The 22,950-nt window shown below is 73.5% G+C and carries 21 protein-coding genes; 9 read left to right on the top strand and 12 right to left on the bottom strand.

Annotated features, from left to right (window positions below):
• Positions 1–128: 128 nt before the first annotated feature.
• The 5 genes from IE219_RS03135 to IE219_RS03115 all read right to left on the bottom strand — a co-directional run bounded on the left by IE219_RS03135 (position 129) and on the right by IE219_RS03115 (position 6,008).
• On the bottom strand, positions 129–1,349 hold the full coding sequence (locus tag IE219_RS03135) for an amidohydrolase (RefSeq protein WP_189974888.1): 1,221 nt from the start codon (positions 1,347–1,349) through the stop codon (positions 129–131).
• A gap of 116 nt (positions 1,350–1,465) precedes the next feature.
• Positions 1,466–2,602, bottom strand: a complete 1,137-nt coding sequence (locus IE219_RS03130; RefSeq protein ID WP_189974887.1) for a hypothetical protein — start codon at positions 2,600–2,602, stop codon at positions 1,466–1,468.
• Positions 2,599–3,492, bottom strand: a complete 894-nt coding sequence (locus tag IE219_RS03125; protein WP_189974886.1) for an N-acetylneuraminate synthase family protein — start codon at positions 3,490–3,492, stop codon at positions 2,599–2,601. Before IE219_RS03125 ends, IE219_RS03130 begins: the two co-directional genes overlap by 4 nt.
• Before the next feature lie 9 nt (positions 3,493–3,501).
• The gene (locus IE219_RS03120; RefSeq protein WP_189974885.1) at positions 3,502–4,710 is read right to left on the bottom strand and encodes an acylneuraminate cytidylyltransferase; all 1,209 of its coding nucleotides are present in this window, start codon (positions 4,708–4,710) and stop codon (positions 3,502–3,504) included.
• A complete protein-coding gene (locus IE219_RS03115; RefSeq protein WP_189974884.1) occupies positions 4,710–6,008 on the bottom strand; it encodes a DUF6716 putative glycosyltransferase in 1,299 nt (432 codons plus the stop codon). The genes IE219_RS03120 and IE219_RS03115 overlap by 1 nt, the downstream gene beginning before the upstream one ends.
• Before the next feature lie 219 nt (positions 6,009–6,227).
• Between IE219_RS03115 and IE219_RS03110 the strand changes: the two genes are divergently transcribed.
• Together IE219_RS03110 and IE219_RS03105 are read left to right on the top strand one after the other, a co-directional pair.
• Positions 6,228–7,238 carry a glycosyltransferase family 2 protein gene (locus tag IE219_RS03110; protein WP_189974883.1) on the top strand — a complete coding sequence of 337 codons (1,011 nt, stop codon included), beginning with the start codon at positions 6,228–6,230 and terminating at the stop codon, positions 7,236–7,238.
• Positions 7,235–8,557 (top strand): polysialyltransferase family glycosyltransferase, encoded by a 1,323-nt coding sequence (locus IE219_RS03105; RefSeq protein WP_189974882.1) that lies wholly within the window; start codon positions 7,235–7,237, stop codon positions 8,555–8,557. The genes IE219_RS03110 and IE219_RS03105 overlap by 4 nt, the downstream gene beginning before the upstream one ends.
• A 4-nt stretch (positions 8,558–8,561) precedes the next feature.
• On the opposite strand, the gene IE219_RS03100 is transcribed toward IE219_RS03105, so the two are convergent.
• From IE219_RS03100 to IE219_RS03090, 3 genes are all read right to left on the bottom strand, one after another.
• Positions 8,562–9,383, bottom strand: coding sequence for a MerR family transcriptional regulator (locus IE219_RS03100; protein ID WP_189974881.1), 822 nt, complete (start codon positions 9,381–9,383; stop codon positions 8,562–8,564).
• A gap of 37 nt (positions 9,384–9,420) precedes the next feature.
• Positions 9,421–10,074: a leucine efflux protein LeuE gene (gene leuE, locus IE219_RS03095; RefSeq protein ID WP_189974880.1), complete on the bottom strand. Its 654-nt coding sequence runs from the start codon at positions 10,072–10,074 to the stop codon at positions 9,421–9,423.
• 67 nt (positions 10,075–10,141) lie between these two features.
• Positions 10,142–11,722, bottom strand: a complete 1,581-nt coding sequence (locus tag IE219_RS03090; protein WP_189974879.1) for an acyl-CoA mutase large subunit family protein — start codon at positions 11,720–11,722, stop codon at positions 10,142–10,144.
• Between the two features lie 195 nt (positions 11,723–11,917).
• Between IE219_RS03090 and IE219_RS03085 the strand changes: the two genes are divergently transcribed.
• Positions 11,918–12,838, top strand: a complete 921-nt coding sequence (locus IE219_RS03085; RefSeq protein WP_189974878.1) for a L,D-transpeptidase family protein — start codon at positions 11,918–11,920, stop codon at positions 12,836–12,838.
• A 174-nt stretch (positions 12,839–13,012) separates the two neighbouring features.
• Here the strand turns inward: IE219_RS03085 and IE219_RS03080 are convergent, their stop codons facing one another.
• Entirely contained in the window at positions 13,013–14,266 is a 1,254-nt protein-coding gene (locus IE219_RS03080) for a hypothetical protein (protein ID WP_189974877.1), read from the bottom strand.
• Positions 14,266–14,961, bottom strand: a complete 696-nt coding sequence (locus IE219_RS03075; protein ID WP_189974876.1) for an RNA polymerase sigma factor — start codon at positions 14,959–14,961, stop codon at positions 14,266–14,268. The genes IE219_RS03080 and IE219_RS03075 overlap by 1 nt, the downstream gene beginning before the upstream one ends.
• A 411-nt stretch (positions 14,962–15,372) precedes the next feature.
• On the opposite strand from IE219_RS03075, the gene IE219_RS03070 reads away from it, so the two are divergent.
• Positions 15,373–16,113, top strand: a complete 741-nt coding sequence (locus IE219_RS03070) for a Clp protease N-terminal domain-containing protein (protein WP_189974875.1) — start codon at positions 15,373–15,375, stop codon at positions 16,111–16,113.
• Between the two features lie 4 nt (positions 16,114–16,117).
• Here the strand turns inward: IE219_RS03070 and IE219_RS03065 are convergent, their stop codons facing one another.
• Together IE219_RS03065 and IE219_RS03060 are read right to left on the bottom strand one after the other, a co-directional pair.
• Positions 16,118–16,681 carry a hypothetical protein gene (locus IE219_RS03065; protein WP_189974874.1) on the bottom strand — a complete coding sequence of 188 codons (564 nt, stop codon included), beginning with the start codon at positions 16,679–16,681 and terminating at the stop codon, positions 16,118–16,120.
• Between the two features lie 219 nt (positions 16,682–16,900).
• Complete coding sequence (locus IE219_RS03060; protein WP_229849549.1) at positions 16,901–18,508, bottom strand: beta-N-acetylhexosaminidase; 1,608 nt, start codon at positions 18,506–18,508, stop codon at positions 16,901–16,903.
• 138 nt (positions 18,509–18,646) lie between these two features.
• Here IE219_RS03060 and IE219_RS03055 point away from each other — a divergent pair, with 138 nt between their 5' ends.
• From IE219_RS03055 to IE219_RS03035, 5 genes are all read left to right on the top strand, one after another.
• Entirely contained in the window at positions 18,647–19,357 is a 711-nt protein-coding gene (locus IE219_RS03055; protein WP_373298746.1) for a 2-oxo-4-hydroxy-4-carboxy-5-ureidoimidazoline decarboxylase, read from the top strand.
• Between the two features lie 192 nt (positions 19,358–19,549).
• Positions 19,550–19,930, top strand: coding sequence for a succinate dehydrogenase, cytochrome b556 subunit (sdhC, locus tag IE219_RS03050; protein ID WP_015035721.1), 381 nt, complete (start codon positions 19,550–19,552; stop codon positions 19,928–19,930).
• 8 nt (positions 19,931–19,938) lie between these two features.
• Complete coding sequence (locus IE219_RS03045; RefSeq protein ID WP_189974873.1) at positions 19,939–20,412, top strand: succinate dehydrogenase hydrophobic membrane anchor subunit; 474 nt, start codon at positions 19,939–19,941, stop codon at positions 20,410–20,412.
• A gap of 24 nt (positions 20,413–20,436) precedes the next feature.
• Entirely contained in the window at positions 20,437–22,191 is a 1,755-nt protein-coding gene (gene sdhA / locus IE219_RS03040) for a succinate dehydrogenase flavoprotein subunit (protein ID WP_189974872.1), read from the top strand.
• A complete protein-coding gene (locus tag IE219_RS03035; RefSeq protein ID WP_189974871.1) occupies positions 22,191–22,949 on the top strand; it encodes a succinate dehydrogenase iron-sulfur subunit in 759 nt (252 codons plus the stop codon). Before sdhA ends, IE219_RS03035 begins: the two co-directional genes overlap by 1 nt.
• The last annotated feature ends 1 nt before the right edge of the window (position 22,950 follow it).

The following is a 22,950-nucleotide window of genomic DNA, read 5'->3' as shown; positions in this document are numbered from 1 at the left end:
GGGCCCGGAAGGGTTTTCCCGGCGCCGCGCCGGACGACTGGGCCGGACGGCTGATCACACCGTCCGGCCATAAGGTCGTACTTTATTTGAGAGAGTTCGCCCCGATTTCAAGCCAATCCGGTGCGGGCTCAGCCCTTCGGCGTGGCGTCGATCACCGCGGCGGCCGTGAAGAGCTCCACGGCGGTCTCGATGGCGTCCTCGTCCACGTCGAAATCGCCCGCGTGCAGGTCGCGGACCCGGGGGTCGCCGGGGGTGCGGACGCCGAGCCGGGCCATCGCGCCGGGCACGTGCTCCAGGTACCAGGAGAAGTCCTCGCCGCCGAGGCTCTGCTCGGTGTCCTCGACCGCGTCGAACCCGCGCCGGGCGATCATCGCGTCCCGCAGCAGCTCCGCGATCACCGCGTCGTTCACGACCGGCGGGACGCCGCGCACGTAGTTCACCGTCGACTTCGCCCGGTGCAGGGCGGCGACCTCGTCCACCGCCGCGTGCACCAGGTCCGGGGCGTCGCGCCAGGCCGGCAGGTCCAGGCAGCGGACCGTGCCGGAGAGCTCGGCGTGCTGCGGGATCACGTTGGGCGCGTGCCCGGCCTCGATCCGGCCCCAGGTGAGCGAGAGGCCCGAGCGGGCGTCCACCCGGCGGGCGAGCACCGCGGGCACGTCGGTCGCGACCCGGGCGGCGGCGGTCACCAGGTCGGTGGTGAGGTGCGGGCGGGCGGTGTGGCCGCCGGGGCCGTCGAGGGTGACCTCCAGGCGGTCGCAGGCCGAGGTGATCGGGCCGACCCGCAGGCCGATCTTCCCGGCGTCCACCTTCGGGTCGCAGTGCACGGCGATGATCCGGCCGACGCCGTCGAGGACGCCCGCCGCGACCGCGTCGGCGGCGCCGCCGGGCAGCACCTCCTCGGCGGGCTGGAAGAGCAGCCGGACCGGGCGCGGCAGCAGCCCCTCGCGCTCCATCCCGGCCAGCACCAGGCCGGCGCCGAGGACGGTGGTGGTGTGCACGTCGTGGCCGCAGGCGTGGGCGCGGTTGGGCACGGTGGAGCGGTACGCGACGGTCTTCACGTCCGGGATGGGCAGGGCGTCCAGGTCGGCGCGGATGGCGAGCATGGGGCGCCCGCCGTCCCAGGTGCCGATGTCACAGATGAGTCCGGTGCCGCCCGGGAGGACCCGTGGCGCGAGGCCGGCCGCCTCCAGGCGGGCCTTGAGCGCCGCGGTGGTGCGGAACTCCTGGTTCCCCAACTCGGGGTGCATGTGCAAGTCCCTGCGGAACGCGATCAGTTCGGCGCGCAGGGCGGAGGACAGTGTTCCGGGCAGGTCGACGGATCCGGGCTCACGGGACTTCAACTGGTTCACCCTTTGAAGCGTAGGCCCATCTGGTGATCAACTGCCCGTTGATCAGAAAAAGTTCAGCCCGTTAGGGGAAAGATTCTCGGTCGGACGCGCATGAGTGGCTCTCCGTATGGGTACGCTCACCCGAATTCGAGCCGGTCGACCCCCGAACCGCTCCGCGGCGTCAGCCGGTCCGCCCCGGACGCCGTGCCGACCACCCCGGCCAGGAAGCCCTGGGCCCTCGGCGAGGCCGTGGCCCGCAGCCACTCGGGGGCGATCTCGCAGACCGCGACCTTCACGCCGGTGCCCTCCAGGGCCAGCGGCAGGGTGTGCACGACCGTCGACGGGAAGCTGACCACCGTGGTGCCGATGGGGCCGCGCCGGGCGATCAGCTCCAGCGGCAGGTCCGGGCGGACCACCTGGAGGCCGGTCTCGACCGCGACCCGGTGCAGCTTCTCCGGGGTCTCGCGGCGGTGCGCGAAGTAGCGGGTGGCGCCGTGGGCGCGGGCCAGCTGCCCGACGACCCGCAGGTAGTGGTCGGCGTCCACCACCCCGGTCTCCACCAGCGAGGTGCCCACCAGATCCGCGCCGCCGGTGAGCAGCGGCGGGCCGAAGCGGGACCGGGTCCACGCGTAGCGGTTCTCGGTGACCTCGGCGCCGGGCGGCGCCTGCACGGGCAGCGAGGTGAAGATCTCGACGGAGCGGCGGGCGCCCGGGGCGAGCCGGCGGCGGGCCAGCGAGGTCACCGGGGCGAGGACCAGCTCGCGCGGCCCGTGGTCGCCCTTGCGGTGCCAGCGGACCAGCCGCTCCCCGCCCGCCAGCTGGGCGGCGAACTCCATGGTGGCGGTGCCGTCGTCCACGACCGTCACGTGCCGGGGCCCGAAGAGGGACAGCAGCAGCTGGACGTAGCGCGAGAAGGGGTCGCCCACCACCACCCGCTCCGCCGAGCGCAGCGGCCCGGCCAGCTCCCGCAGGGTCCGCACCAGCGCCCCGCGCCCGGCCCGCGCCTCCTGCCAGTGCACGTCGAAGCCCTCGTCCCGGGCCAGCTGCGCCATCCGGCGGAGCTGGCCGCGCGACATCGGGTCGTTCGGCGAGAGCACCACGATCCGCAGGTCGGGCAGGGGGTTCGGGGGCGGGTCGCAGCGGGGGGAGGGCGCGGGGGGCTCCCCCGGCCCGGGGCCCGCGGCCGGGGCAGTGGCCCGGCCGCGGGTGTGGGCCCATTCCAGGACGTTCAGGAGCTGGACCGGGCTCTCGACGAACGCCAGCCGGCCGGTCATGCGGAGACGAGCCCCTGGACCCGGCGGAGCTTCTTCATCGGGCCGAGCTCCGACTCGTAGACCTTCTTCACGCCGTCGCCGAGCGCCGCCTCGATGGTGCGGATGTCGCGGACGAGGCGCTCCAGGCCCTGCGGCTCGACCGAGGCGGCCTGGTCCGAGCCCCACATGGCGCGGTCGAGGGTGATGTGGCGCTCGACGAAGGCGGCGCCGAGGGCGACGGCGGCCAGCGTGGTCTGGAGGCCGGTCTCGTGGCCGGAGTAGCCGATCGGGACGTTCGGGTACTCCTCCTGGAGCGTCTGGATGACGCGCAGGTTCAGCTCCTCGGCCTTGGCCGGGTAGGTGGAGGTGGCGTGGCAGAGCAGGATGTTCGCGCTGCCGAGGACCTCGACGGCGTGCCGGATCTGCGCCGGGGTGGACATGCCGGTGGAGAGGATGACGGTGCGGCCTGTGGCGCGCAGCTCGCGCAGCAGCTCGTCGTCGGTGAGGGAGGCGGAGGCCACCTTGTGGGCGGGGACGTCGAACTTCTCCAGGAAGGCGACGGCCTCGGTGTCCCACGGGGAGGCGAACCAGTCGATGCCGCGCTCGGCGCAGTGCTCGGAGATGGCGCGGTACTCGTCCTCGCCGAACTCCACTCGGTGGCGGTAGTCGATGTACGTCATCCGGCCCCAGGGGGTGTCGCGCTCGATGTCCCACTGGTCGCGCGGGGTGCAGATCTCCGGGGTGCGCTTCTGGAACTTGACGGCGTCGCAGCCGGCCTCGGCGGCCACGTCGATCAGCTTGAGGGCGTTGTCGAGGTCGCCGTTGTGGTTGATGCCGATCTCACCCGTGATGTAGACGGGCCGGCCGGGGCCGGCGGTCTTGGAACCGAGGGTGCGCAGACGGGAGTTCATGGTCTTTCCTTACGGGTTGGGCGGGGCGGGGGTGTTCAGCTCGGGTCCGAGGAGCCAGGCGGCGATCTCGCGGATCGCTCCGAAGCCGCCCGGGGTGACGGTGACCGCGCGGGCCGCGGCCCGGACGGAGTCGTGGGCGCTGCTCACCGCGACGGGCCAGCCGACGAGGTGGAAGCAGGGCAGGTCGTTGACGTCGTTGCCGGCGTAGAGGACGCGCGCCGGGTCGATCCCCTCGGCCTCGCACCACTCCTTGAGGGCGAGGTCCTTGCGGTCGATGCCGTGCAGGACGGGGATGCGCAGCTTGCGGGCGCGGGCGGCGACGACCGCGTTCTGCTCGGTGGAGAGGATGAGGACGGGCAGTCCGGCGCGGCGCAGGGCCGCGATGCCGAGGCCGTCGCCGCGGTGCGCGGAGACGAACTCGCGGCCCTCCGCGTCGAGATGGACCCGGTCGTCGGTCTGGGTGCCGTCGAAGTCGAGGACGACCGCGTCGACGTCCGCGAGGGACGGGGTGAGCGGCGTGTCGAGGAGCGGGGCGAGGACCTGGGCGCGGGCCAGGTCGTGCGGGTCGTCGATCTCCAAGGCGCGCGCCGGGTCGGTGACGACGAGCGCGGTACGGCCGAAGAAGCGGTGCCCGTGGCGGCGGAAGCCGGCCGCGTCCATCGCGTAGACGGCGCCGGTCTCCAGGTATTCGGCCGCGCGGTCCTGGCGGCGCGGCCGGTGCGCCTTGTCGTGGTTGACGCCGGTGGCGCCGTCGGCCGCCTCCTTCCACAGGAAGCCGTGCGAGGGGGCGGCGGTGAAGGCGGTGTCGGCGGCACCGGAGGCGACCCGGGCGGCGGTCTCGGCGACCTCGGCCGCCGTGAGGAAGGGGCTGGTGCACTGGACGAGGAGGACCACGTCGACGGTGCGGCCGTGCTCGGCCTCGAAGGTCTCCAGGGCGTGCCGGACGGCGGACTCGCTGGTGGCGGTGTCGCCCGCGATCTCGGCGGGCCGCCGGACGGCACCGGCGCCGAAGGAGCGGGCGGCGGCGGCGATCGCCCCGTCGTCGGTGGAGACGACGACGTCGGTGACGCCCGGCGCGCCGAGGCAGGCGCGGACGGCCCGGCCGACCAGCGGGATCCCGGCGACGGGGGCGAGGTTCTTGGCGGGGACGCCCTTGGAGCCGCCCCGGGCGGGGATGACGGCGAGCACGGTGGGGGTGATCGGCTGCTTCTCGGGCATCACAGTTCTCCCAGGCGTCGGACGACGGGGGCCACGCGCTGGACGCCGTGGCGGTAGGCGCCGCGCGCCGCCTCGCGGACGATCCGGCGCAGTCCGCTGTCGCGGGCCGGCGGCGCGGTGACGTCCAGGCGGTGGCGGGCGAGGATGCCGGGCAGGTAGCCGCCGGCCGTCTCCGCCGTGTAGTAGGGGGCGATCGGGGGCAGTCCGGGCCGGGCGAGGAGGTCGGCGACCCGGGCGCGGGCGGCGTCGAAGGCGGCGTCGTACGAGCCCTCCCCCGCGCCGGCGGCGACGCCCTGCCGGGCCAGCCACGCCTCGTCGGGGACCGGGACCTCGCCCCGGTCGAGCCGGTCGAAGGAGGTGAGCAGGCCGGAGCCGAGGAAGTGGTGGTTGCCGTGGGCCTCGCGGACGCCGCAGTCGGTGAGGACCGCGGTCGGGATCCGGCGGTGCAGGGACTCCAGGGCGGCCGTGGAGGAGACGGTGACCAGCAGGTCGGTGCGGTCCAGGACCTCGCCCATGTGCCCGTAGACCAGGCGGAGGTTGGCGGGCGGCTCCAGACCGCGCACCAGCTTCTGGTACGGGTGCTCCTCCAGGTGCGTGGTGTGCTCGCCGGGCTTGGAGCGGAGCTTGAGGAGGACCTCGCGGCCGGGGTGCAGCCGGGCGTGCCGGACCAGCCGCTCCAGGACGTAGGCGCGCTCGGCGCGGGTGGTGGGCACCGACGGCTGGGCGGCGAACACCAGGGTGTCGCGGCCGGGTTCGGGCCGGTACGGGGCTCCGCCGAGGAAGGGCAGCGCGGCCTCGACGACCGACTCGGCGCCGGCGCCCACCCCTTCGTACACGGCGCGGAAACGGTCCGCGTCGTGGCGGGAGTTGGCGAGCACCACGTCGGCGCCGTGGCGCAGCAGCAGTCCGTCGGCCAGCTTCTCGTAGACGACGCCGACATAGCCGGTGACGATCACCGGGCGGCGGTCGAGGCCGAGGTCGGCGAGGCCCTGGAGGACGGCCCGGACGGTGCCGCCGACCAGCGCGAGGACGATCACGTCGTACCGTTCGCCGCGCACCTCCGCGTCCCGCACCGCGCGCAGGAACTCCGCGCCGGTCACCTCGCGCGGGGCGGCGGCCGCCGCCCCGGTCTCGGCGAGCTGGCGGGCGGTGGGAGTGGCCCGGCCGCGCAGGACGAAGCCGGTGGGCTCGACGTCCCCGGCGGTGATGCGGCGCGCGGTGAGCGCACCCCATTTCCACCGGGTGTCGGAATCGGCGAGTACGGCGATCCGTACCGTTTCACGGGAACTTGCTGGCACGTCGAGGACGCTAGAAGGGCATTCGGGTCTTCGGCCCAACGCGATCGCAACAAACGGTGAACAGCACCTCTCGGAGCGTTGAAGCGGCCCGGGATTCAGCCGGTGGACGGCCCGGGAACCCCTCGGGTAAAGGCGGTTAAGGAGTCCGCCGCTTCGTGTTCACCGGAAATCCCCCGGCCGGTCGGCGAGGTGGCCGGGGCGGCGCCTAGCGTCGGCCGCGTGGTCAAGCTCTCCGTCGTCGTGCCGTTCTTCAACGTGCAGACATACGCCCCCGACACCCTCGCCAGTCTGCGCGCCAACGCCCGCGACGACGTCGAGTTCCTCCTCGTCGACGACTGCTCCTCCGACGCCACCCCCGAGATCCTGGAGCGCGCCGCGCGGGACCTGCCCGGCGCCGTCCTGATCCGGCGCGAGCGCAACGGGGGCCTGGCGACCGCCCGCAACACCGGTCTGGACGCGGCCCGCGGCACGTACCTCGCCTTCCTCGACGGGGACGACTGGCTGGCCCCCGGCCACTGCGGGCGGCTGCTCGCCGCCGCCGAGGAGCTCGGCTGCGACTTCCTGCGCACCGACCACACCACCGTCACCGGGCGCGCCCGCGCGGTCCGCCGGGCGCCCGTGCCGCGCCGCGCCGAGGTCCTCGACCCGCGCGGGGCGATCCTGCCCGCGCACCGCACCACCTCCGTCGACTACCCGTACGCCTGGGCCGGGATCTACCACCGGCGGCTCCTCGACCGGGGTCTGCTGCGTTTCCCCGACGGGCTGCGGACCGCCGAGGACCGGCCGTGGATCTGGCGGCTGCACCGCGAGGCGGAATCCTTCGCGGCGATCAGCGAATTCGGTGTCTTCTACCGGCGCGGGGTGCCGAACTCGCTCACACAGATCGGTGACGTACGACAATTGGATTTCATTCGCGCATTCGATCTGGTGATCGAGGAGACGGCGCGGGACAAGGACGCCGAGCATTTCCTCCCGAAAGCCGTCCGCACCTATTGCGCGGTCATCGCGCACCACGTCGGAACCCTCCAGAAGTTCGAACCCGCGGTGGCCCGGCGGCTCAAGGCGATGAGCGCGGGGGCGCTGCGCCGGATGCCGCAGCCGGTCCTCGACGAGGCGCTGGCCTCGATGGGCGGCGACCGGGCCGCGCTGCTGCGCCGGCTGCGCAGGCGGCGGCCCGCCCCGCCACCGGCCGGCCCCGGCGGCACGGGCACCCCGGAGGTGGCCGCGTGAGCGCCCGCCGCACCACCCAGATCTTCGCCGCCTCCACCCTGTTCGGCGCCGTCACCCTGGCCGCCGCCCTGGACAGCGGCCGCTTCGCCGCCGCCGACCGGCGGCTGCTGCTCGTCACCCACAACGCGCCGGTCCCCGAGACCACCCCGGCCTTCGACCGGGCGGAGGGCTTCGACCGGATCCGCGGCCGCTTCGACGAGGTGCTGTCGTGGAACGAGACGATCTCCCCGCTGCACCCCGGCGGCTGGACCCCGCGCGGCCAGGACCTGCCGATGCTCCAGCGGTACCTGAACACGCTGTGGCGGCTCGGCGACGACCGGGTCGAACTGGTCGTGGAGTCCATCCAGGTCACCCCGGCCCTCGCCCTCGCCGAGCTGCTGCCCGAGGCGGAGATCACCGTCTACGCGGACGGGCTGATGAGCTACGGGCCGACCCGCAACAAGATCGACCCGATGATCGGCGGCCGGGCCGGCCGGCTCCTCCACCTCGACCTGGTGCCGGGGCTCCGGCCGCTGCTGCTCGGCGAGTTCGGGACGGTGGCGCAGACCGTCCCGGCGGAGGCGTTCACCGCGGCCGTCGCGGAACTCACCGGCCCGCCTGCGCCCGCCACGGAACCCGGCGACGGGCCCGCGCTGCTCCTCGGCCAGTACCTGGCCGCGCTGCACCTGATGACCGCCGCCGAGGAGGAGGAGCTGCACCTGCGGATGGTGCGCGGCGCGGTCGCCCGCGGCCACCGCGCCCTCGTCTTCAAGCCGCACCCGAACGCCCCCGACTCCTGGACCCGCTCGCTCGCCGAGGAGGCGGAGCGGCTCGGCGCCGCCCTGACCGTGGAGGACCGGCCGGTGCTCGCCGAGGTCCTCTACCGCGAACTGCGGCCCGCACTGGTGGTGGGCTGCTTCTCGACGGCCCTGATGACCGCCCTCACCTTCTACGGCCTGCCGGTCGCCCGGGTCGGCACCCGGGAGCTGCTCCAGCGGCTCGCGCCCTTCCAGAACAGCAACCGGATCCCGCTCACGGTCGTCGACGCGGTCGTCCCGCCCCTCGAACCGGGCGGCGAGGAGCCGGTGACCGACCCGGAGCGGCTGGACGACCTGGTGGCCGCGGTCGGCTTCGCGATGCAGCCGAAGATCCGGCCGGACCTGCGGGAGGCGGCGGTACGGCACCTGTCGGGGCCGTACGCGGAACGCACCCGGCACCACTTCACCCGCCGCCGCCTCACCGTCCTCGGCCTCCCCGGCGGCCTCCCGGTCCCCCGCCACCCGGGCGTCCGCAGGCTCGCCCGCAGGGCCCTGCGGCTGCGCAGGGCCCTGCGGCGGTAGCGCCTCAGGCCCGGACGACCGGCTCCTGGATCTCCGCGACCCAGCCGGCCGGGTCCTCCGGGCACTCCAGGTACAGCTCGCGGGCGTACCCGGCGGAGGCGTAGCCGTTGGTCTCGATCCAGGAGGCGAGGGCCTGCGCGGTCGGCAGGACGTCGTCCATCGAACCCCGGTGGACGACGGTCGCCGCCTCCTCGATCCCGGGGAGCACGTGCACCCGCACGCCCTCCGCCTCGGTGCCCTCCGGCACCGTCATCGCGGCGTGCACGACGACGGACCCGTCACCGCGCCCCGCGTCCTCGTAGTACGCGATCCCCGGCCCGAAGCCGGTGACCCCGGCGGCCTCCAGACGGCCGCACAGCTCCCCGTACAGCGGCCCGATGACCGGCCCGATGTCCTCCGGTCCGAAGGAGGAGGCGGTGCCGCTCAGCTCCGCGATCCGGACGGCGGGGATCTTCTTGACGACGACGTCCTGCGTGGACATGCGTCCCTCGCTCTCGATGGCACGGAGCCTCGCACCGACCTGCGCGAGCCGCGCCCGCGCCTCGCGCAGCGCGGTCTCCAGCTCGGCCTGCCGCAGCCGCAGCATCCCCCGCAGCTCCTCCGCGCCGAGCTCGTCGCCGAGGATGGCCCCCACCTGTTCCAGGGTGAAGCCGAGCTCCTTGAGCGCGATGACGCGATTGAGCCGCGCGAGCTGGCCCGCCGTGTAGAAGCGGTACCCGCTGTGCGGATCGACCCGGGCCGGGCGCAGCAGTCCGATGGCGTCGTAGTGACGCAGCATCCGGACCGACACCCGCCCGTGCCGGGCGAAGTCTCCGATGGCGAACATGACGCCCCTTACTCAAGACCCTGACACGGAGAGAGGGTCAAGCGGCGCTGCTGAGGGAGAGCTTCACGGCGAAGCCGAGGAAGAGGGCGCCGGCGGCGGAGGTGGCGCCGGCGGAGAGGCGCTTGCGGCGGCGGAAGGCGGTGGCGAGGCGGGTGCCGCCGAAGATGAGGGTGGTGAGGTAGAGGAAGCTGCCGAGCTGGAGCAGGGTGCCGAGGACCAGGAAGGAGAGCGCCGGGTAGGCGTAGGAGGGGTCGACGAACTGCACGAAGAAGGAGATCAGGAAGAGGATCGCCTTCGGGTTGAAGAGGCTGATGACGAGGGCGCGGCGGTACGGGTGCTCGGCGGGGCCCTCGGCGGCCTCGGCGGCGGCCTCGGCGGGCTCGCGGCGGGTGCGCCACAGGGCGAGGGCGGAGCGGAGCATGCCGTACGCCATCCAGGCCAGGTAGCCGGCGCCCGCGTACTTGACCACCGTGAAGAGGAGCGGGGTGGTCTGGAGGAGGGAGGCGGCTCCGAGGGCGGCCAGGGTCATCAGGACCGTGTCGCCGGTGAAGACTCCGGCGGCGGCCTTGTAGCCGGTCCGGGTGCCCTTGCGGGCGGCCACGGAGAGCACGTAGAGGGAGTTCGGCCCCGGCAGGAGGATGATGAGGACGAGCCCGGCGAGATAGGTCGGCAGATCGGTGACACCCAGCATGGGCGGAGTGTCGCACATGGCCGGAACTCCGCGCTGTGACCTCCGTCGCCGGACGCGGTCCCCGGGATCAGGGGGCCTCGCCGGGGGTGTGGGTGCCCCAGACCGCGCGCAGGGCGTCGCAGACCTCGCCGACGGTGGCGCGGGCTTCGAGGGCGGTCTTCATCGGGGGGAGGACGTTGTCGGTGCCGGCGGCGGCCCGCCGGAGGGCGGCGAGGGCGGTGGTGACGGCGGCCCCGTCGCGGGAGGCGCGGAGCCGGGCGAGGCGCTCGGCCTGCCGGGCCTCGACGGCCGGGTCGACGCGCAGCGGCTCGTAGGGCTCCTCGACGTCGATCGCGTACCGGTTGACGCCGACGACGACCCGCTCGCCGGAGTCGGTCTCCCGCGCGATCCGGTAGGCGGAGTGCTCGATCTCGCTCTTCTGGAAGCCGCGTTCGATGGCGCGGACCGCGCCGCCCATCTCCTCCACCCGGTCCATCAGGGCGACGGCGGCCGCCTCGACGTCGTCGGTCATCCGCTCCACCGCGTAGGAGCCGGCGAAGGGGTCGACGGTGGCGGTCACGTCGGTCTCGTGGGCGAGGACCTGCTGGGTGCGCAGGGCGAGCCGGGCGGACTTCTCGGTGGGCAGGGCGAGGGCCTCGTCGAAGCTGTTGGTGTGCAGGGACTGGGTGCCGCCGAGGACGGCGGCGAGGCCCTGCACGGCGACCCGGACCAGGTTGACCTCGGGCTGCTGGGCGGTGAGCTGGACGCCCGCGGTCTGGGTGTGGAAGCGGAGCATGAGCGACTTCGGGTCCTTCGCGCCGAACTCCTCGCGCATCACCCGGGCCCAGATCCGGCGGGCGGCGCGGAACTTGGCGACCTCCTCCAGGAGCGTGGTGCGGGCGACGAAGAAGAAGGAGAGGCGGGGCGCGAAGTCGTCGACGTCCATGCCGGCGGCGACGGCGGTGCGGACGTAGGCGATGCCGTCGGCGAGGGTGAAGGCGACCTCCTGCACGGGCGTGGCCCCGGCCTCGGCCATGTGGTAGCCGGAGATGGAGATGGTGTTCCACTTCGGCATCTCGGCGCGGCAGTAGCGGAAGATGTCGGCGGTCAGCCGGAGCGAGGGCCGCGGCGGGAAGATGTACGTGCCGCGGGCGATGTACTCCTTGAGCACGTCGTTCTGGACGGTGCCGGTGAGCTTCTCCGCCGGGACGCCCTGTTCCTCGGCGACGATCCGGTACATGAGCAGGAGCAGCGCGGCGGGGGCGTTGATGGTCATCGAGGTGGAGACCCGGTCGAGCGGGATGCCGTCGAAGAGGACCCGCATGTCCTCGACGGAGTCGATCGCGACGCCGACCTTGCCGACCTCGCCGTGCGCGAGCGGCGCGTCGGAGTCGTATCCCATCTGGGTGGGGAGGTCGAAGGCGACGGAGAGGCCGGTGGTGCCGTTCTCGATGAGCCGCTGGTAGCGGGCGTTCGACTCGGCGGCGGTGCCGAAGCCGGCGTACTGGCGCACGGTCCAGGGGCGGCCGGTGTACATGGTGGGGTAGACGCCCCGGGTGAAGGGGTACGCGCCGGGCTCGCCCAGTCTCTCGGCGGGGTCCCAGTCCGTCAGGGCGTCCGGTCCGTAGACCGGTTCGACGGGCAGTCCCGACTCCGACTCGCGCGCCATTGCTCGTGCCTCCCGCTCGACGGCCGCCGTCCGGGCGGGTCCGGCCCCCGCGAGGGACTGTAACCGCAGCCGCGCGGCCCGGCGGGGCGCGGCGCGGGGCCCCTCCGTACGGGCCGGTCCGTCTCACCCGCGCGGGTGCGCAACCGCACGGGCGTGGGAAGCATCCCTATGGACACAGTTCTTTCCACGGGGGTCATGGTGAAGCGTTCTCGCGTCATACACAGAGTGGTGCTCGGCGTCGCGGCGGTCGCGCTCGTCACGACGGGGTGCGAGGGGCCGGGGGGCGTTCCGGCCGGTCCTGGCGGCGGTACGACTCCGCCGGCGGCGCCCTCGCAGTCGTCGTCCGCCGCGCCGTCGGAGCAGCCGTCGGCGTCCGCCTCCCCGTCCGGGAGGCCCTCGGAGTCGGCGTCTGCGTCGAAGCGGCCGTCCGCCTCCCCGTCCGACGACGGCAAGCCCGCCGCGTCCCCGTCCGCCACCCCGTCGGCGCGGGCCCTGATGGACGACGGCGACGAGAACGAGCAGGTCCGCGAGCTCCAGGCGCGGCTGCGGCAGCTGGACTTCTTCGACCGGGCGCCGACCGGTTTCTACGGTTCGATCACGGCGAAGGCCGTCAAGCGGTTCCAGAACCGGCGGGGGCTGCCGCAGACGGGCGTGGTGGACGAGGCGACCTGGCGGCAGCTGCTGGCGGTGACGAAGAAGCCGACCGCCGCCGAGCTGAAGCCGGCCACGACCAACAAGCTGGACGAGCCGGACCCGCGCTGCAAGCAGGGCCGGGTGCTGTGCATCAGCAAGGAGAGCCGGACCCTGGCGTGGATGATCGACGGCCGGGTGGTGTCGTCGATGGACGTGCGCTTCGGTTCGGAGAACACCCCGACCCGTGAGGGCGTCTTCGCCGTGGGCTGGAAGGCGAAGGACTGGACGTCGACGATCTACCACACGCCGATGCCGTACGCGATGTTCTTCAGCGGCGGCCAGGCGGTGCACTACTCGGCGGACTTCGCGGCGCGCGGGTACGCCGGTGCCTCGCACGGCTGCGTCAACGTCCGGGACAAGGCGAAGCTCTCGGCCCTCTTCGACCAGGTGAAGGTCGGGGACAAGGTGGTCGTCCACTGGTGAGCCGCGGCGGGCGCGGGGCGGAGAAGGGGCGCGGGTGGGACCGGGGGAACGTGTCCCACCCGCGCCGGGTGCGCGGAGCCGCAGGTACGGGGGGAACCCCGGCTCTCTCGCGCGGCCGATGACCAGTCGGCATTCCGTACTGCGCCATCGGCTCCGAAAGTGTCACACCTCGTGTCACGCGGACGCGTCGGGGGTCCCCGAAAGAGCGGCGGCGAGGGTGCCGGGAAAGGTGTCGGGGAACGGCGCGAAGGGGGTTCCGGCCGGGTCCTCCGCCGGACAGGGGGGCGTGGTGGCGGCGGTGGCGGTACGGGCTCCCCGGCCGGTCCCGCCGGGGGTGCCGGGCGGGTCGTCCCGCCGGTGTCCGGCGCTGTCGCCGCGCTGCTGAGGGGTGGTCCGGCGGCCCGCGGAGCCTTGGTCCCGGCCGCCCTTCCGGGCACCCGGCCGAGCGTCCTCGCCGCCCGCTCCCCCGCCGCCGCCCTTGTCCTTGCCCGGGGAGCGGCCCTGCTTGCGGTCGGGGGCGCCGGTCGCGGGGGCGGTGCCGTGGTCGGTGCCCTTCCCGCCGTTGCCGTTGCCGTTCCCGTTGTTGCCGCTGTTGCCCTTGCCGTTGTTTCCCTTGCCGGTGTTGCCGCTGTTCCCGTTGTCGCCGTTGTCGCCGTTCTGGTCGCCGTTCTCGTCGCCGTCCGTGTCGCCGGTGAGGAGGCGGTCGCAGTAGGAGCGGAGGGACTCGTCGGCGCGCAGGGCGCGGGAGAGCCGCGTGCGCCCAGCGGCGTCGAGGTGCCCGGCGCGGTACTCGCGGCAGGCCCTGACCCGGCCCTCGGCCTCGGCCGTCGCGGAGGCACCGGTCGCGGGGCGGTCCGGGTCCGGGTCGGCGGGGGTGGTGGCGGTGCCGTCCTGGCGGGCGGGCGGGGTGACGCCGGGGGCGGGGGCGTCGGACGGGCCCCGGCGGCGGGGCTCCCCGGAGGGGCCGGCGCCGTCGGGCGAGGGCGGTTCGACGGCGGTGACCGTGCGGGAGGGCTCGTCGCGGATGAGCGGGATCACCCCGGTGCCGGCGGCGACGGCGACTCCGCCGACGGTGACGGCGGCGACGGCCGCGGCGAGCCCGTAGCGCAGCGAGCGGCCCCAGCGGCGGCGGGTGCCGGGGACGGGGGCGAGCCGGACCCGGCCGAGGTCGGCGGCGGGCGCGGCGGCGGCCGGGGCGGTGACGGGCGGGGCGGTGACGGACGCGCGGGCGGCGGTCGCGGCGCGGAAGGCGGCGACGGCGGCGTCCTCCCCGGCGAGCGGGGCGGCGGGCGCGGCGGCGGGGACGCGGGCCGCGTCGAGGGCTTCGGCGAGGGCGGCGGCGCCGGGGGCGGCGGGGTCGATGGGGTCGCCTCGGAGCAGCCGCTCCGCGGCCTCCGGGTCGAGCCACTGGTACCGCTCGTCGGCCATCACATGTCCTTCTGCGTCCGGGGACGCCAATGCGTCACACCGCCGGGGGCCGTGAACCCGGGGTTCCGGCCGCGCTGCGGGGGCACGCCGTCCAGGGCCGGGGTGCCGTCGGCGGCCGGTCCGTCCGGTTCCGTGCCGGTGGCGCCCTCGGTGCCGAGGAGTTCGGCGAGCTTCTTGAGGCCGCGGTGGGCGGCGGTGCGGACGGCTCCGGGGCGTTTGCCGAGGGTGTCGGCGGCGGTCTTGGCGTCGAGTCCGACGACGACGCGCAGGACGACGGCCTCGGCCTGGTCCTGCGGAAGGCGGGCGATGAGGCGGAGGGTGCGGCCGGTGGCCAGGGCCTCCAGGGCCTCGCCGGCGGTGTCGGAGTCGGCGGGCCGGTCGGTCAGTTCGGTCTCGTCGCCGCCGGAGGCGGGGCGGCGGCCGCGCATCCGGATGTGGTCGAGGGCGCGGTTGCGGGCGATGCGGGCGGCCCAGCCCCGGAAGCGGTCGGCGTCGCCGTCGAAGCGGTCGAGGTCGCGGGCTATCTGGAGCCAGGACTCCGAGGCGACGTCCTCGGCGTCGGCGTCGCCGACCAGTGTGCGGATGTAGCCCAGCAGCCTCGGGTGCACGGCGCGGTACACAGTCCGGAAGGCGTCCTCGTCCCCGTCCTGAGCAGCGAGCAGCGCGGCCGTCAGCTCCGCGTCGTCCCCCAGCACTCCCCACACCCTGTCCGTCGTTCGCGTCCTCGCGGCCGGTCACAGCCGGCGATTCCGCCTCGCGCTCCAGAACGCTACGTGGAGTGCGGGCGCCGCGTCCACGCGGTACCGGCTCCTTGTGCAACTTGCAACCTTCGTTCCGGGTGCGCGGTGTGACACAAAACGAGGGGGCGGCGCTGTATGGAGTACGGAGCCGTGCTGCGGCTCCGTGGAGGACGACCGGGGCCTCTCCTGTGGGGGGTGGCGGCCCCGGTCGTCTGCCTTTTCCGGGGGTTTCCCCGTCCCCCGTAAGCCCTTTTTGCACATGTTCGTACGGAATGAACAGCGCGCCCGTGTCACCCGAAAGGAGTCATCGCCCCCAGGTGTCAACTCGACGTTGACAGTCCGCGACTGTCAACCTAGGGTTGCCTCATGACGCAGCCCGTGGTTCCGAACGTCAGCATCCGCCTCGACGAACTCATCGAAGCGATCAAGAAGGTCCACCCCGACACCCTCGACCAACTCTCCGGAGCGGTCATCGCGGCGGACTACCTCGGCGAGGTCGCCGACCACCTCATCGGCCACTTCGTCGACCAGGCCCGCCGCTCCGGCGCCTCCTGGACCGACATCGGCCGCAGCATGGGCGTGACCCGCCAGGCCGCCCAGAAGCGCTTCGTCCCCAAGGACCCCGACGCCGAGAAGATGGACCCGAACGCCGGGTTCAGCCGCTTCACCCCGCGCGCCCGCAACGTCGTGGTGGCCTCCCAGAACGAGGCCGTCGCCGCCCGCAACGGCGAGATCGTCCCCGCCCACCTCGTCCTCGGCCTGCTGGCCGAACCCGAGGGGATCGCCGCCCACTGGATCACCACCCGGGGCGTCACCGCCGAGCAGGTCCGGGAGGCCGCCGAGGCGGTGCTCCCGGCGGCCGTCGAGGAGCCGCCCTCGCTCGTCCCGTACGACGCGGCGGCGAAGAAGGTCCTGGAGCTGACCTTCCGCGAGGCCCTGCGCCTCGGGCACAACTACGTCGGCACCGAGCACGTCCTGCTCGCCCTCCTGGAGCACGAGGACGGCACCGGGGTGCTCAGCGGCCTCGGCCTGGAGAAGGCGGCGGCGGAGCGGGACATCACCGAGATGATCGACTCGATCGCGCTCCAGGCGCCCGCCGCCGAATGACGGCTCAGGCGGTGCGGGCCCGGCGGGAGACCACCGCGCGCAGCACCCGGCCGCCCTCGACGGACAGCTCGCGGGCCCGGCGCAGTCCGGTCGGGCCCAGCGCGACCGCGTCGAGGACGGCCTGCTGACGGCGGAGTTCGCCCGCGAGCAGCGGGCCCGCGCCGTCCGGCACCCCGGCCCGGCACCGCTCGACCAGTCCGTCGGGCAGCCCGGCGGGGTCGTAGCGGCCGTGCGCGCCGAGGGCGGCGGCGGAGCAGTCGGCGGCCCAGGCGCGCAGCGCCGGGGCCGTCCAGGCGCGCGGGGCGGCGGCGAGCAGGTCGCGGACGGCCGCGCCCGCCGGTTCGGCGGCGGGGCCGGAGAGTTCGGCGAGGGCCTTGTCGAGGGCCTCGGCCCAGGCGGCGGAGTCCGCGCGGGCGACCGCCGCCCACACCGGGCGCAGCGCGTCGGCGCCGTCGGCGGCGAGCAGCGGCAGACAGCGGTCCAGGCAGGCGAGTCCGGCGGCGGCGAGGCCCCGCTCGTCCGCGCCCTCGGTCTGCTCGCGCAGGTTCCGGCCCGTCTCCGAGGTCATGACCGCCTCCGCCCACCCTCGTGCCGAACGGCACGTTTCCGTCACATGGTGGCCGGAATCATGCCAGTGGCCTTGGCGTGCTGCATAGAGGTCGACCGGTGGGTGGACAGGACGGCGAGGGCGCAGGCGGTCCCGGGCACGACGAGGCCGTCGGCGCGGAGCCCGGTGGCTCCGGCGAAACGGCGGGAGCCGGGCGTCCGTCCAGGGAGAAAGTGCCGCTCAGTCCCGTACCTTCGCCGCCAGGGCGCGGAAGTCGGACCAGCTCGCGGACGGCGTGCGGGCGTCCCAGACCTTCTGGGAGAGGGCCGCGAGGGGCATCCGCAGGGCGGTGGCGATCTGGTCCTGGGTCTGCGCGTTCGAGAAGTCGCACCAGACGGCCAGCCGGGCGCCGAGGATCTGGGCGTCGTAGCGGGCGGGGACCGGGGTGGTGCCGCGCACGACGCGGGGGGTCCACCGCTCGTAGATGCGGCGGCCGGTGGGGTAGGTGAAGCCGTTGGGCTCGCCGAGCACGTAGTAGAGGTACTCGTCGTTGAGGTTGACGAGGTCGCGGCCCGCCTGGAGGTACGCGAGCGGGGGCCGGGCCCCGTACTCCTTCCCCGTCCAGTACTCGACCTGGAGGTCCTTCGCGGCGGTCGTCTCGCCGCCCGCGAAGAAGCCGTCGTTCCACGCCTTGAGGGTCTTGCCGGTGGGGCGGACGACGGCGGCGCGGTCGTTGAGCCAGTCGGTGGCCAGGTCCTGGATCCGGCCGGCCGGCCCGTACTTCTCCTTCGCGGCGCGGGCCAGCCGCGGGTAGGTGGCCTCCGGGTTCTTCGCCATCAGGGCCACGTACTCGTCGGCGCCGAGGTGCCAGTAGGCGCCGGGGAAGAGGGCGGCGTACTCGCGCAGCAGGTCGTCGACGATCCGGGCCGCCTCGGGGTCGGAGACGTCCACGGTGCCGCGCGGCCGGCGGCCGCTGACGCTGACGAGCTGGAGGCCGGGGTGGGCGTCGATGACCGCGCCGAGGTGGCCGGGCGAGTCGATCTCGGGGACGACCGTGACGTGCCGGCTCGCGGCGAGGGCGAGGATCCGGCGCACCTCGGCCTTGGTGAGGTGCTGCTTCGAGACGATCTCGGGGTGCGACTCGGACTCGATGCGGAAGCCCTGGTCGTCGGAGAAGTGCAGGCCGAGCTGGTTGAGCTTGAGGTCGCCCATCTCCCGGATGCGGTCCTCCAGCCAGGCGGCGGTGAAGTGCTTGCGGGCGATGTCCACGTTCAGGCCGCGCTGCGGCTTGGCCGGGGCGTCGGTGACGGTGCCCTCGGGCATGGTCCCGGCGGAGCCGACGGACTGCTTGAGGGTGCGGGTGCCGTAGAAGACTCCGGCCTCGTCGGGGCCGGTGATCCGGACCCGGCCGCCGGTGACGGCGAGGGTGTACGACTCCGGGGCGCCCTTCCCGCCGAGCGCCAGCTCCACGTCGCCGGGGCCCGCGGCGGCCTCGCCCCGGTAGGCCAGGCCCAGCTCTCCGGCGATCAGGCGGCCCTCGTCGGCGAGGCCCCCGGCGCCCGCCGCGAGGACGACGCCGGCGCCGGGCGCGGGCTTCCAGCCGGGTCCCCGGGCGGGCTCGTGGGAGCGGACGGCGGGGACGGTGCGGGGCGCGGTGGAGAGGGGGTACGTCCGGGTGGGGGTGGGGGACGGCGTCGGCGTGGCGGGGGCGGCGGACGGGGAGCGGTCCGCGGCGGTGCCGGTGGCGGGGGCGGACGGGGAGCCGTTCGAGCAGGCCGCGACGGTGGTCAGGGCCACCGCGGCCGCCAGGAGCGCCGGGACGCGCGAGGGGGGAGGGGAGTACCGCATCACCGGCATCCTTCCGCACGCCCGCCGGGGCGGCCAGCCGGGGAACGGAATCTTCACGTCCATCACACGTTCCTAAACTCTCCCTTCCGGGTGAAATTCGCGCAGGCGTCGGACACTTCCCCCGTACCGTCGATAACGTTGCGTCACGTCCACCCCCTTCGTCCCATCCCCTCCGCCCCACCCCCTTCGCCCCGTCTCCACCGCCCCGCCCCTCCCGCATCACCGCCCCCGCCCCGTTCGCCCCGGCGCCCCGCCCGCCCCGTCGTCCCGGAGCCCACGCTGACCAGCGACACCCGCGCCCACGCCCGCCCGACGGGCCCCGCGGCCGCGCCCGCCCTCCCCGCCCAGAAGCCGCCCGGCGTCCCGCCCGGCCTGCTCCGCTTCAACGCCGCCTCCCCCGCCGAGGCCGAGGAGCTGCTGCTCGCCTGCTGCCGCAGCCGCCGCTGGGCCGCCCGGGTGGCCTCCCACCGGCCCTACCCCACGACCGACGCCCTGCTGGCCGCCGCCGAGGAGGCCGGATACGACCTGACCGGCGCCGATCTCGACGAGGCGCTGGCCGGGGAGTCCGCCGCCCCGCCGCACCCGGACGCCCCGCCGGCCGCCCGCACCGCGCTGAGCGCCGCCCACGCCGCGTACGAGAGCGGCTTCGGCCACGCCTTCGTCATCAGCCTCGACGGGGTCCGCCCCGGCGAGCGCCTGAACACCGTCCTGGCCGGGATCCGGTCACGTCTCGGCAACGAACCGGACGAGGAGCGGGCCGTCGCCGCCGACGAGCTGCGCCGGCTCGCCCGCTCCCGGCTCGCCCTCACGCTCGCCCGCGGACCCGCCGTACCCCGCCCGGAGCGGTGATATCACCCGAAAAGTCCCGATCGGGCCTCGGATGATAGGCCGTCCGTGCCTGTTTGATCACACCTATGGACCCCGCGCGAGCGAACCCGCGAGTCGTCGCTACGATGACCGGGGCCGGTGGACCGTACCCGGCCGGGCCAGACCGACAGAGAAGCCGGCCGGCCCCGATCCCCGCTCCCGGAGGGTTTTTCCGTGCCGGCTGGAACGCTGTACCGCGGCCGGGAAGGAATGTGGTCCTGGGTGGCTCACCGAGTCACCGGCGTCCTCATCTTCTTCTTCCTGTTCGTACACGTGCTGGACACCGCTCTCGTCCGCGTCTCCCCCGAGGCGTACGACGAGGTCGTCGCGACCTACAAGACGCCGATCGTCGCTCTTCTGGAGTACGGCCTGGTCGCCGCCATCCTCTTCCACGCGCTGAACGGCCTGCGGGTCATCGCCGTGGACTTCTGGTCCAAGGGCCCGCGCTACCAGAAGCAGATGCTCTGGACCGTCGTGGGCATCTGGGTCGTGCTGATGGCGGGCTCGCTGTACCCCGTCCTCGGCCACGCCGCACGTGAACTGTTCGGGAGCTGACGCCAGACATGTCCTCTGACACCACCTCCGCGATCGGGCCCGTCGAAGGCGCCGCCTACGACGTGGACAACCCCGCCCCCTACATCGAGCCCCCGCGCAAGCGCACGGGCCGGACGCCGAAGTCGACGCGCGGCAACTTCGAGATGGCCGCGTGGCTCTTCATGCGCCTCTCCGGCGTCGTCCTCGTCGTCCTGGTCCTCGGCCACCTGCTGATCCAGCTCTTCCTGGACGGCGGCGTCTCCAAGATCGGCTTCGCCTTCGTGGCCGGCCGCTGGGCGTCCCCGTTCTGGCAGGTCTGGGACCTGCTGATGCTGTGGCTGGCCATGCTGCACGGCGCCAACGGCCTCCGTACCGTCATCAACGACTACGCGGAGCGGGCCAACACGCGCCTGTGGCTCAAGGGCCTGCTGTACACCGCCACGGTGTTCACCATCCTTCTGGGCACGCTGGTGATCTTCACCTTCGACCCGAACATCCGCTAGGCACGGGGCTGAGGTAACCACGTCATGAAGTTCCACAAGTACGACACCGTCATCGTCGGCGCCGGTGGCGCCGGCATGCGCGCGGCCATCGAGTCGACCAAGCGCAGCCGCACCGCCGTGCTGACCAAGCTCTACCCCACCCGCTCCCACACGGGCGCCGCGCAGGGCGGCATGGCCGCCGCGCTGGCCAACGTGGAGGAGGACAACTGGGAGTGGCACACCTTCGACACGATCAAGGGCGGTGACTACCTGGTCGACCAGGACGCCGCCGAGATCCTGGCGAAGGAGGCCATCGACGCCGTCCTCGACCTGGAGAAGATGGGCCTGCCCTTCGGCCGCACGCCCAACGGCGACATCGACCAGCGCCGGTTCGGCGGGCACTCCCGCAACCACGGCGAGGCCCCGGTCCGCCGCGCCTGCTACTCGGGCGACCGCACCGGCCACATGATCCTCCAGACGCTCTACCAGAACTGCATCAAGGAGGGCGTGGAGTTCTTCAACGAGTTCTACGTCCTGGACCAGCTCATCGTCGAGGTCGACGGCGTCAAGAAGTCCGCCGGCGTCGTCGCGTACGAGCTGGCCACCGGCGAGATCCACGTCTTCCAGGCGAAGGCCGTCGTCTACGCCTCCGGCGGCACCGGCAAGTTCTTCAAGGTGACCTCCAACGCCCACACCCTGACCGGTGACGGCCAGGCCGCCTGCTACCGCCGCGGCCTGCCCCTGGAGGACATGGAGTTCTTCCAGTTCCACCCGACGGGCATCTGGCGCATGGGCATCCTGCTGACGGAGGGCGCCCGCGGTGAGGGCGGCATCCTCCGCAACAAGGACGGCGAGCGCTTCATGGAGAAGTACGCGCCCGTCATGAAGGACCTCGCCTCCCGCGACGTCGTCTCCCGCTCCATCTACACGGAGATCCGCGAGGGCCGCGGCTGCGGTCCCGAGGGCGACCACGTCTACCTGGACCTGACGCACCTCCCGCCGGAGCAGCTCGACGCCAAGCTCCCGGACATCACCGAGTTCGCCCGTACGTACCTCGGCATCGAGCCGTACACGGACCCGATCCCGATCCAGCCCACCGCGCACTACGCCATGGGCGGCATCCCGACCAACGTCGAGGGTGAGGTCCTCTCGGACAACACCACCGTCGTCCCGGGCCTGTACGCGGCCGGCGAGGTCGCCTGCGTGTCGGTGCACGGCGCCAACCGCCTCGGCACCAACTCGCTCCTCGACATCAACGTCTTCGGGCGCCGCGCCGGCATCGCCGCCGCCGAGTACTCCCACGCGCACGACTACGTCGAGCTGCCGGAGGACCCCGAGGCGTTCGTCGTCGCGCAGATCGAGAACCTGCGCAACTCCACGGGCACCGAGCGGGTCGCCGACCTGCGCCGCGAGCTCCAGGAGACGATGGACGCCAACGTGATGGTGTTCCGCACGGAGCAGACCATCAAGACGGCCGTCGACAAGGTCGCCGAGCTGCGCGAGCGCTACAAGAACGTGTCCATCCAGGACAAGGGCAAGCGCTTCAACACCGACCTCCTGGAGGCCATCGAGCTGGGCAACCTGCTCGAACTGGCCGAGGTCATGGCCGTGTCGGCCCTGGCGCGCAAGGAGTCCCGCGGCGGTCACTACCGCGAGGACTACCCCACCCGCGACGACGTCAACTTCATGCGCCACACGATGGCGTACCGCGAGGTCGGCGAGGACGGCTCCGAGACCGTGCGTCTCGACTACAAGCCGGTCGTGACGACCCGCTACCAGCCGATGGAGCGTAAGTACTGATGGCTACCCCCGTTCTGGACAAGGTGGAGAAGGAATCCGCCGCCTCGCCGTACATCACGGTCACCTTCCGGATCCGCCGCTTCAACCCCGAGATCTCGGACGCGGTGGTCTGGGAGGACTTCGCGGTCGAGATCGACCCGAAGGAGCGCGTGCTCGACGGTCTCCACAAGATCAAGTGGGACATGGACGGCACGCTCACCTTCCGCCGCTCCTGCGCGCACGGCATCTGCGGCTCGGACGCCATGCGCATCAACGGCAAGAACCGGCTCGCCTGCAAGACCCTGATCAAGGACCTGAACCCCGAGAAGCCGATCACCATCGAGCCCATCAAGGGCCTGACGGTGCTGAAGGACCTCGTGGTCGACATGGAGCCCTTCTTCCAGGCGTACCGCGACGTCATGCCCTTCCTCATCACCAAGGGGAACGAGCCGACCCGCGAGCGCAAGCAGTCCCCCGAGGACCGCGAGCGCTACGACGACACCACCAAGTGCATCCTGTGCGCCGCGTGCACGTCGTCCTGCCCGGTCTTCTGGAACGACGGCCAGTACTTCGGTCCGGCCGCGATCGTCAACGCGCACCGCTTCATCTTCGACTCGCGCGACGAGGGCGGCGAGCAGCGCCTGGAGATCCTGAACGACAAGGACGGCGTGTGGCGCTGCCGCACCACGTTCAACTGCACGGACGCCTGCCCCCGTGGCATCGAGATCACCAAGGCGATCCAGGAGGTCAAGCGCGCGCTGATCACGCGTCGCTACTGAT

The sequence above is a fragment of the Streptomyces termitum genome, assembly GCF_014650175.1.
Classification (GTDB): Bacteria; Actinomycetota; Actinomycetes; order Streptomycetales; family Streptomycetaceae; genus Streptomyces; species Streptomyces termitum.
Note: the sequence above shows the minus strand (reverse complement) of the source record. Positions and strands in the feature narration are given on the sequence as shown.

Coding starts and splice junctions, on each gene's coding strand:
- IE219_RS03090 (WP_189974879.1), bottom strand. CDS start 11,722: ATGGCGCGCGAGTCGGAGTCGGGACTGCCCGTCGAACCGGTCTACGGA.
- IE219_RS03045 (WP_189974873.1), top strand. CDS start 19,939: ATGTCCTCTGACACCACCTCCGCGATCGGGCCCGTCGAAGGCGCCGCC.
- IE219_RS03060 (WP_229849549.1), bottom strand. CDS start 18,508: ATGCGGTACTCCCCTCCCCCCTCGCGCGTCCCGGCGCTCCTGGCGGCC.
- IE219_RS03035 (WP_189974871.1), top strand. CDS start 22,191: ATGGCTACCCCCGTTCTGGACAAGGTGGAGAAGGAATCCGCCGCCTCG.
- IE219_RS03125 (WP_189974886.1), bottom strand. CDS start 3,492: ATGAACTCCCGTCTGCGCACCCTCGGTTCCAAGACCGCCGGCCCCGGC.
- IE219_RS03120 (WP_189974885.1), bottom strand. CDS start 4,710: ATGCCCGAGAAGCAGCCGATCACCCCCACCGTGCTCGCCGTCATCCCC.
- leuE (WP_189974880.1), bottom strand. CDS start 10,074: ATGCTGGGTGTCACCGATCTGCCGACCTATCTCGCCGGGCTCGTCCTC.
- IE219_RS03065 (WP_189974874.1), bottom strand. CDS start 16,681: ATGACCTCGGAGACGGGCCGGAACCTGCGCGAGCAGACCGAGGGCGCG.
- sdhA (WP_189974872.1), top strand. CDS start 20,437: ATGAAGTTCCACAAGTACGACACCGTCATCGTCGGCGCCGGTGGCGCC.
- IE219_RS03100 (WP_189974881.1), bottom strand. CDS start 9,383: ATGTTCGCCATCGGAGACTTCGCCCGGCACGGGCGGGTGTCGGTCCGG.
- IE219_RS03130 (WP_189974887.1), bottom strand. CDS start 2,602: ATGACCGGCCGGCTGGCGTTCGTCGAGAGCCCGGTCCAGCTCCTGAAC.
- IE219_RS03080 (WP_189974877.1), bottom strand. CDS start 14,266: ATGGCCGACGAGCGGTACCAGTGGCTCGACCCGGAGGCCGCGGAGCGG.
- IE219_RS03070 (WP_189974875.1), top strand. CDS start 15,373: ATGACGCAGCCCGTGGTTCCGAACGTCAGCATCCGCCTCGACGAACTC.
- IE219_RS03085 (WP_189974878.1), top strand. CDS start 11,918: ATGGTGAAGCGTTCTCGCGTCATACACAGAGTGGTGCTCGGCGTCGCG.